Source organism: Cryobacterium sp. 10I1 (genome assembly GCF_035019805.1).
Classification (GTDB): Bacteria; Actinomycetota; Actinomycetes; order Actinomycetales; family Microbacteriaceae; genus Cryobacterium; species Cryobacterium glucosi.
Window position 1 is genome coordinate 1 of record NZ_JASJVF010000138.1, and the last position, 8995, is coordinate 8995.

General features: G+C 69.8%; 10 protein-coding genes. 6 read left to right on the plus strand and 4 right to left on the minus strand.

Annotated features, from left to right (window positions below; genetic code table 11):
- The 3 genes from QN345_RS12190 to QN345_RS12200 all read left to right on the plus strand — a co-directional run.
- Nucleotides 1–447, plus strand: a 447-nt coding sequence (locus QN345_RS12190; protein ID WP_323508689.1) for a glycosyltransferase, incomplete at its 5' end; no start/stop codon positions are given.
- Entirely contained in the window at nt 444–1190 is a 747-nt protein-coding gene (locus QN345_RS12195; protein ID WP_323505160.1) for a TIGR04282 family arsenosugar biosynthesis glycosyltransferase, read from the plus strand. The genes QN345_RS12190 and QN345_RS12195, both read left to right, overlap by 4 nt.
- Nucleotides 1187–1945 carry a class I SAM-dependent methyltransferase gene (locus QN345_RS12200; protein WP_323505161.1) on the plus strand — a complete coding sequence of 253 codons (759 nt, stop codon included), beginning with the start codon at nt 1187–1189 and terminating at the stop codon, nt 1943–1945. The genes QN345_RS12195 and QN345_RS12200 overlap by 4 nt, the downstream gene beginning before the upstream one ends.
- A 154-nt stretch (nt 1946–2099) precedes the next feature.
- On the opposite strand, the gene QN345_RS12205 is transcribed toward QN345_RS12200, so the two are convergent.
- Both QN345_RS12205 and QN345_RS12210 read right to left on the minus strand, forming a co-directional pair.
- Nucleotides 2100–2597 (minus strand): hypothetical protein, encoded by a 498-nt coding sequence (locus QN345_RS12205; protein ID WP_323505162.1) that lies wholly within the window; start codon nt 2595–2597, stop codon nt 2100–2102.
- A complete protein-coding gene (locus tag QN345_RS12210; RefSeq protein ID WP_416347624.1) occupies nt 2594–3970 on the minus strand; it encodes a molybdopterin-dependent oxidoreductase in 1377 nt (458 codons plus the stop codon). Before QN345_RS12210 ends, QN345_RS12205 begins: the two co-directional genes overlap by 4 nt.
- 132 nt (nt 3971–4102) lie before the next feature.
- Between QN345_RS12210 and QN345_RS12215 the strand changes: the two genes are divergently transcribed.
- Nucleotides 4103–5503 (plus strand): glycosyltransferase family 87 protein, encoded by a 1401-nt coding sequence (locus QN345_RS12215; protein WP_323505163.1) that lies wholly within the window; start codon nt 4103–4105, stop codon nt 5501–5503.
- Between the two features lie 132 nt (nt 5504–5635).
- Here QN345_RS12215 and QN345_RS12220 read toward each other — a convergent pair whose 3' ends face one another.
- On the minus strand, nt 5636–6310 hold the full coding sequence (locus QN345_RS12220) for a hypothetical protein (RefSeq protein WP_134449015.1): 675 nt from the start codon (nt 6308–6310) through the stop codon (nt 5636–5638).
- 136 nt (nt 6311–6446) lie between these two features.
- Entirely contained in the window at nt 6447–6899 is a 453-nt protein-coding gene (locus QN345_RS12225) for a metallopeptidase family protein (RefSeq protein ID WP_134449014.1), read from the minus strand.
- Nucleotides 6900–6944: 45 nt separating this feature from the next.
- Here QN345_RS12225 and QN345_RS12230 point away from each other — a divergent pair, with 45 nt between their 5' ends.
- Nucleotides 6945–7187, plus strand: a complete 243-nt coding sequence (locus QN345_RS12230; RefSeq protein ID WP_134449013.1) for a DUF3499 family protein — start codon at nt 6945–6947, stop codon at nt 7185–7187.
- 78 nt (nt 7188–7265) lie between these two features.
- Nucleotides 7266–8765 carry an adenosylhomocysteinase gene (ahcY, locus tag QN345_RS12235; protein WP_134449012.1) on the plus strand — a complete coding sequence of 500 codons (1500 nt, stop codon included), beginning with the start codon at nt 7266–7268 and terminating at the stop codon, nt 8763–8765.
- The last annotated feature ends 230 nt before the right edge of the window (nt 8766–8995 follow it).

The following is an 8995-nucleotide window of genomic DNA, read 5'->3' on the forward strand; positions in this document are numbered from 1 at the left end:
GCCCCGATCGTAGCGTTCTGCGACGCCGACGCGTCGATGGACCCGGCCGAACTTCCGCGCATCGTCGGCCCGATCCTCGCCGGAGACGCCGACCTCGTGCTCGGCCGCCGCCGTCCCACGACCCGCGGATCCTGGCCACTGCACGCCCGCCTGGCCAATTCCAGTCTTTCCTGGCGCCTGCGCCGAACAACCGGTGTGAACATACATGACCTCGGCCCCATGCGGGCCGCCCGGCGCCCGGCGCTGCTGTCCCTCGACCTCCAGGACCGACGCAGCGGCTACCCGCTCGAGATGTTCCTCCGTGCGTCCGACGCGGGATGGAGCATCCGCGAGGTCGACACCTCCTATTCGCCGCGGGTCGGACGCAGCAAAGTGACCGGAACGATCCGCGGCACCGTGACCGCGATCGGCGACATGTCCGCCCTGCTGCGCGAGGCCCGGAAATGACGGCCCTCGTCGTGATCGCCAAAGAGTGCCTGCCCGGCCGGGTCAAGACCCGCCTGCACCCGGCGCTCTCCTTCGAGCAGGCCGCCGAGCTCGCCGCCGCGAGCCTCGACGACACCCTGACCGCAGCGCTCGCCCTCCCGGCCTCGCGCCGCATCCTCGCCTTCGACGGGGTCACCCCGCCGCGCCTGGCCGCTGAGTTCGAGATCCTGCCCCAGGTCGCCGGCAGTCTCGACGAACGCCTCGCCGCCATCTTCGACGGGCTCGACGAACCGACCGTCCTGATCGGCATGGACACCCCGCAGGTGACCACCGAGCTGCTCGCGCCGGTCTTCACCGACTGGCCAGACGACACGGATGCCTGGCTCGGCCTCGCGGACGACGGCGGCTTCTGGGCGCTCGCGCTCGCCGCGCCGCGCGGAGGGTCGAGCCGTGGTCACTCCCGGAACGGTCACTCCCGGCGCGGGGACCTGATTCGCGGCGTCGCGATGTCGATGGACGACACCGGGGCCCGGCAGCTCGATCGCTTGGAGGAGGCGGGCCTCCGGGTGCGGCACCTGCCCCTGCTCACCGATGTCGACACGATCGCAGATGCGCACTCCGTCGCCGCCACGGTTCCGAATGGGCGCTTCGCACGCACCCTCGCCGCCCTGCTCCCCGGCGCTACGGCCGCCCGCACGGACGCCCGCCCCGCCGATCGCGACGCGACCGGCGCTGTCGCCACCGGAATTCCGGTGCGCGCATGAACGCGCAGGCCGCCCGCATCCTCGAACGGGACATCCTCGAACCCGATCGCCTCGATCGCGTCCCCGGCGAGCGGGCATCCGCCCTCGACCTCGCCCCCGCGACCTTCGGCGCCGGCGGGGCGGAACCCTATGCGGCCGCGCTGCGCAACGCCGACAACGTTCTCTACCTCCGCCGTTCCCGGGACGGCGGCCTCATCGCCGCCGCGACCATGGACGCCGCCCGGTGGAGCGCCGACGCCGACGACACCGACCAGCTCCTGCTCGACGGCCTGACCGGTCCTGTCCTCGACATCGGCTGCGGCCCTGGCCGGATGGTGCGTGCCGCGATGGACCGCGGCCTGTCCGCGCTTGGAATCGACGTTTCGCCGACCGCCGTACGGATCGCCGTCGACGCCGGCCTCAGCGTGCTCAAGCGCAGCGTCTTCGACCCGATGCCGCTCGAGGGCGGCTGGGCGGGCGCGCTCCTCGTCGACGGGAACATCGGCATCGGCGGCGACGTGACCGCGCTCCTGACCCGCTGCGCCGAACTTCTCGCGCCCCGGGGCGCGCTCCTCGTCGAGGTCAGCCACGACCCGGCGCGCGATGAACGCTACGAGGGCCGGCTCGAGGATGCCTCCGGCCTCCTCAGCGACGTCTTCCCCTGGGCGGAGGTCGGCGTCGACGCCCTCGCCGGCCATGCCGCCGACGCGGGGCTCCGGGTCGCGCACGACTGGCGCCTGGATGGCCGCTGGTTCGCCCGCCTCCTCCACGCCTGAGTCCCCGCGCTCGCCCCGCGCCCGCAACCGGGCATTCGCCCGTCGTCTCGATCGGCGTGAAGTCGGAGTTTTTCGCGACACGCCGTCACCTCCGGCAGCGGATGCGGTGTGTCGCGAATTTCTCCGACCTTACGGTTCTCGCGCGCGACGCGGGTCAGCGCAGACGGCGCCGGCCCCGCGCGTAGAGGCCGAACGACACGGCCGCGGTGACGACGGCGACAGCTGCCCAGAACACGGCGAAGTTCACGCCGTAGTCGAGGGGCAACACCGTCGGGTTGCCGGTGCCGCGCGACTGCGCGATCAGCAACGGCACCACGATCAGGCTCATGACGGAGCCGACCACAATCGCCCCCTGCACGACGAGGATGACCGTTCCGCTGATTCGGTGCCCGGCCCGGCGCAGCAGGATCCCGCAGAAGAACACGAGCGGCGAGATCACCCCGTCGTGCAACACGATCGCCGCGCCCATCCACAGGGCGATACCGGGAATCCGCGCGGGCTTCACGCTGTTGAACAGTACATAGGCGCCCCAGGCGAGACCAGCGAGGCCGAGCGTGATCAGCACGATCCGCGTGACGCGGAGGGCCGGCCCCAGTTCGCCGGATCCGGATGCTTCGACGCTTCGGTTTCCTGCAGTGCGTGCGGTACTCATACGTCCATCGCCTCGATCCGGCTCAGCCATTTGGTTTGCAGCACCCCGGGCCGCCCGGGGGCGATCATCCGGGCAGGGTAACCGTGCTCGAGGTCGAGGGTCTCCCCGTTGAGCTCGAGAGCGACGAGAGTGAGCGGGTCGCGCACGTACTCCGACCCCATCGTGGTCTGGCGGTACGCGCCCTTCTTCTCGAGGCTGGTCAAGCGAAAGGATGCCGCGGCATCCCCCGACACCAGATCGGCCAGATCGCTCAGGCGAACCCCGCGCCACCGCGCCAGCTGGCTCCAGCCCTCGACGCAGGCGATCGGCAGATCGACCTCGGTCTGGGGCATGGCGAGGAGTTCGGACCGGCTGAAGCTGCGCTCCACCCCGGCGTGCGCCACCGTCAGCACCCAGCCGGCCGCGCGGGCATCCGCGGCCACGTCCGCCTGCTTCGAGGTGCGGTTGACCGGCACCCCCTGTTGACCGACGCCCTTCTTCCGCGGTGCGAAGGCATTGACCGCGTCGAGCGGGGCGACCGTCTGCCCGGCGGTCAGCACGACGACCGTGCCGACGCTCACCCCGACCGTGGTGAGGAAGCCGCGCCGACTGAGGCGCGTGTGAGCCGTGCGCGCTGCGTCTTCCGCGTCGGCCGTGTCGTCCCGGGAAGCTGAGGCGGATCCTGTGTCGAGCCCTGACGGCGCGCGTGCCGCAGTGGCGTCCGCCCGAAGGTCCGGTGTCGCGTCGATCCAGGCGAGCAGCCGGCCGGTGACCCCGGTCGGCCGGCTCGAGCCGAACAGGCGAACGGCCTCCGGCGTCGCCGTGCGGTCGCGGGCGACCGCATCCGTCAGGTGGTCGTCGTCGCCGGAGCCATCGTCGGCCTTTTTGCGCCAGACCCGGGCGATGATCGGCAGCTTGATGCCGATGTGCAGGGCGAGCGATCCGATCAGCACCCAGCCGAGCGCGAAGTGCGTCTCCCGGAACGGGAACGGCCACGGGTACCACTGGTAAGTGTTGAGCAGGCCGATCGTGATCTGCACGAGCGAGGCGCCCACGAACAGGGCGATCGACGCGCGTTCGAGGAAATTGAGGAACGATTTCACCGGCGGCTGCTGGAACAGGTCGGGGAAGACGATGTACAGCTTCGCGAGCAGCAGCGGGAAGCAGGCGATGCCCGCGATGATGTGGGTGCCCTGGGTGAACTGGTAGAGCAGCTCCGGCCGGGTCGCGAAGTGCATGCCCGGCAGCGGCTCCTGCAGAAAGTGGCTGTACAGCCCGGTGCCGAAGCACAGCACGAAGGCGAGCCCGAGCAGTCGACCGATCACGGTCGCCATCCGCGGGTTTCGCACGGGGGAGGCCAGTGCTCGCTGGGCTTCGTACATCACTTGGCGCATGTTCCATTGCACCATCCAGCGGATGCCCGCGGGCGGGTCTACACCTTACGGTTCCGTGACGGGGCGGGTCCGTTCGGCTCTCCGAACCGGGATTCGGCGGCGCTCGCCGCGGAACTCCGACAGGATGGCCTCGTGCGCATTACGATCATCTCCCTCCTCCTGGCCGCGAGTGCGACGCTGACCGGGTACTGCGTGCTGGTCTTCTCGCTCTTCCAACCGACGCGGGACACGGTCCCCCTCCTGGTCTGCACCGGGGTGCTCTGGGCGCTGTTCGCAGCGGCCGTCTTCCTGCTGCGTCGGGTCCGGGGGCGCGCCGTGGTGGCGCTCGTGCTCGCCGGGTCGCTCGGCATCGGGGTCGCGGCGATGATCGGGCCGCCGAACACGAGCACGGACTCGGCACGGTATGCCTGGGACGGCATCGTGCAGAACGCCGGCATCTCGCCGTACGCCTACGTCCCGGCCGACGACCGGCTCGACTCCCTTCGCCCGGAGTGGTTGTTCCCGCCGACGGTGCCGTCGGGCACGGTCCCGGAGACCTGCCAGGGCCGGCGCATCGTAGTGACGCACAAGACCGCCTCGGACGCCGTGCTCTGCACCGCACTCAACCGGCCGACCGTCCCGACGATCTACCCGCCGGCGGCGGAGCTCTACTTCGCGGGCATCCGCTTCCTGGTGCCGCCGACGGCGACATACTGGCCGCTGCAACTCGGAGGGCTGGTGCTCAGCCTCGGAACGACCGTGCTCCTTCTCGCCGGGATGCGGCGCCGCGGCATCGACCCGCGGTTCGCCGCGTACTGGGCGTGGTGCCCGCTCGTGGCCTCCGAGGCGATCACGAATTCGCACGTCGACCTGCTCGGCGTGGTGTTCACCCTCGCCGCGGCGCTTCTCGTCACCCGGGCGCGGTATTGGCGGGGCGGCATCGCCCTCGGGATCGCGATCGCCGTGAAGCTCGTCCCCGTGATCGCGGCCCCGGCGATGCTCCGCAGGCAGGGCTGGAAGGTCGGCCTCGCCGCGGTCGTCACGTTCTTCGCGCTCTACGTGCCGTACGTTCTCACGACCGGGATCGGCGTGCTCGGCTACCTGCCCGGCTATCTCAGCGAGGAGGGCTACGACAACGGCAAACGCTTTGCGCTCGTCTCGCTCGTGGCCCCCGGCGGTGCCGCGGTCTTCGTTGCAGGCGGCCTGCTCGTGATCATTGCGGCGCTCGTGTTCTGGAAGACCGATCCCGATCGGCCCTGGCTCGGCCAGCTCGTGATGATCGGCAGCACCCTGCTCATCCTGAGCCCGCGGTACCCGTGGTACGCGCTGCTGCTGCTGCCGTTCGTGGCGCTCAGCGGTCGCTGGGAGTGGCTCGCCATCCCGCTCGCTCTCACACTGCGGCAGATCCTGCCTTCGCTCGAGCTGACCTGGGCGATCACGGCTGCGCTCGTCATCGTTCTCGCCGGGTCGGCCGTCCGGCTCGACCCAGCCGTGCGGGCGCGGATGCTCGGTGCGCTCCTCCGCGCCGTGCGCTTCCTGCGCCCCCCGCGCTGAGCATCCGCCAGCGCACCCCGCCCCAGAAACGGGCCGGTTAACGCCGAATTGCGGACAGAGCACCTTCGTCGTGTCGACGAAGGTGCTCTGTCCGCAATTCAACCGGGCCGGTCGGGCCCGCTTCGAGCGGTGTTACTTGGTGGCGACGGTGATCTTCGCGATGCCGACGAGGAGCTGGTCCTTGACGGCGTCGGTTCCGAAGGTCTTGTTGAGCAGGCCGGCGGCGACGGACGAGATGTGCACGGTCGTGCCCTCGAGGATTGCGTTGTCGCCGTCCATCTGCAGCGGCTTCAGGGTTCCGCCGTAGAGGTCGAACAGGAGGACCTGGGTGGCGGCGGAGGTGCCGTTGACCGACACGTCACCGAAGAGCTTCGAGGTGCCGGGGTCGATCGTGAAGTTGGTCAGTTCGACGACGGTCGAGCCGGCCGTGAGCGAGAAGCCGGAACCCTCGTGCTTGATCGAACCCTGGACGAACGGGCGGTAGCTCTGTGCGGGGTCGTAGTAGTCCACGTTTCCGCCGGTGATCGGGAAGTGCAGGCTGCCATCGGTGAGGGTGGCGGTGCCGACGGTGCCGGGGGTCAGGCCGAGGCTCGTGAGCGCCGCGGCGAAGTCGCCGTCGAGGAGAACGGCCGTGTCGACGCCCTTGAGGGAGGGGATCGAGGCGACGGGCGTCGGAGCGGACGAGGAGGTTGCGGAGGGAGTCGACGCCGCGGAGCCTGCGGTCGCGGTGCTGGAGCAGGCGGCGAGGCCTCCGAGGAGGAGGGCTGCTGCGGCGAAGCTGATGGTTGCCTTCTGGAAAGTGCGCATGATGTGATCCTTCGTGTCTGTGGGGGAAGTGGTTGTCTGTGGTGCTGACAATGGTTCGGCCCCGACACGGAATCGGTTTGGAATTACTTTTTGGGCGGCATCCGCTCACCCGCATTCACTGTGAGAAGTGGTGCTGTTAGAAGTGCCGGAAGCGATCGGGCGCGAGGTCCCAGGGATCCTTGCCGAGCAGCTCGGCGATCGCGCGGAAGACGCAGCTCTCGATCACCATGCGGCGGTGCAGGTCGTCATTGCGGTGCAGCCGGGTGAGGCGCTGGATCGGCAGCCGGTAGAACACGATGCGCCGCTCGGCGGCGTGCACGGCCCAGCGTTCGACGCCGACGCCCGGAACGACAGAATAGGGGCCTGCCGCGACCTCGAAGGCCACGTCGGCGAGCTGGTCCGGCCAGACCGAACGCAGGTAGTCGACGGTCGAGGCGACGGTCATGTCGAACAGGTCGATCCGGGTGTTCAGCGGCGGCAGGAACGGCCCCGTCGCCGAGCTGCGGATGCCGCGCCCGTGCCGATCGCGCCCGCTTCCGCGCTGCATCGGCGCGGGCGGCGGCGCGGCAGATCGACGGGATCGGGACATGCCTTCATCTTACTTCTGGCGCCGACGCGGGTAGCCTGAACGGTAATGTCATTCCGCCCTTGCTCCCGCGTCGCCTGTCCGGACGAGTCCGTCGCGACGCTCACCTTCGACTACGGCGACTCCATGGCCGTGCTCGGCCCGCTTTCGATCGAGCGTGAACCGCACGCCTTCGACCTCTGCGACCGGCACGCCCGCCTGACAAGCGTCCCGCACGGCTGGCAGCTCATCCGGCTCAGCACGATGGGCGCGATGAGCGAAGCGGACACCCCGGGCGGCCCCGACGCCTGAACCCCGGGCGGGCGAGGGCGAACCCCGGCCGTGGGACACACCCAGCCGGGGCGGCGCAGGGAATGGCATGATGGTCGCATGACTGTCGCCTCGTCCCCTGTGTCCACCGCGCCCTCGCTCGCGCCCATCTTCAAGATCGCCGACCCGCAGCTCGCCGAGGCGGGCCGGCACCAGTTGCGTCTCGCCGAGAACGAGATGCCCGGCCTGATGGCCCTCCGCGCCGAATTCGGCGAATCGAAGCCGCTCACCGGCGCACGCATCGCCGGGTCCCTGCACATGACCGTGCAGACCGCCGTCCTCATCGAGACCCTCGTGGCCCTCGGTGCGCAGGTGCGCTGGGCGAGCTGCAACATCTTCTCCACCCAGGACGACGCCGCCGCGGCCATCGCGGTCGGCCCGACCGGGACCCCGGAGAACCCGGCCGGCGTTCCCGTCTTCGCCTGGAAGGGTGAATCGCTCGAGGACTACTGGTGGTGCACCCAGCAGATCTTCGACTGGAGCATCGAGGCCGCGGCGGCGGGGGAGACCTGGGCCGGACCGAACATGATCCTCGACGACGGCGGCGACGCCACGATGCTCGTGCACAAGGGCCGCGAATTCGAACTTGCCGGCGCCGTCCCCGAGGCGACCGCGTCCGACAGCCATGAGTACCGGGTGGTACTGGACGTCCTCCGTCACTCGCTCGCGGAATCTTCCAACCGCTGGACCGAGATCGCCGCCGGTCTCGCCGGCGTGACCGAGGAGACCACGACGGGCGTCCACCGCCTGTACGAACTGGCCAGCGCCCACGAACTGCTCTTCCCCGCGATCAATGTGAACGACTCGGTGACGAAGTCGAAGTTCGACAACAAGTACGGCATCCGCCACTCCCTGCCCGACGGGCTCAACCGGGCGACCGACGTGCTCATCGGAGGCAAGGTCGTCTTCGTCGCCGGATACGGCGACGTGGGCAAGGGTGCGGCAGAGGCCCTGCGCGGCCAGGGCGCTCGCGTGATCGTAAGCGAGATCGACCCGATCAACGCCCTGCAGGCCGCGATGGACGGCTTCCAGGTCGCCCGGCTGGAGTCGGTCGTCGAGCAGGTCGACATCTTCGTGAGCGGCACCGGCAACTTCAACGTAATCCGCACCGAGCACATGCTCAAGATGAAGCACCTCGCGATCATCGCGAACGTCGGCCACTTCGACAACGAGATCGACATGGCCGCGCTCGAGACCCTCGAAGGCGCCGTACGGGTGGAGATCAAGCCGCAGGTCGACGAGTGGCACCTGCCGAGCGGGCGCAGCATCCTCGTGCTCTCCGAGGGGCGCCTGATGAACCTCGGCAACGCGACCGGACACCCCTCCTTCGTGATGAGCAACTCCTTCACGAACCAGGTGCTCGCCCAGATCGAGCTGTACTGCTACCCGGAGAAGTACCCGGTCGGCGTGTACGTGCTGCCGAAGCACCTCGACGAGAAGGTCGCCCGGCTGCACCTCGACGCCCTCGGCGTCGAACTCACCGTGCTGAGCCCCGAGCAGTCCGCCTACATCGGCGTGCCCATCGACGGCCCATACAAGGTCGACCAGTACCGCTACTGACCCGCACGCCGTGTTTCAGAGCGCCCGCATCCACCGCTCCTGCGGCGGTTGCGGGCGCTCTGTCGTATCCGCCGGCGTCCCCGCCCGCCGCCCGCCCGCAGTCGGGTGGGCTTCTTTCGTGCCGCGAGAGCGCACTTTTGGCCCTTAAACCGCGGGTTTAAGGGCCAAATGTGTACTCTCGCGGATGCTCGTGGGCGGGCATCGGGGGTGGTGACACGCCCGGGGTGGTC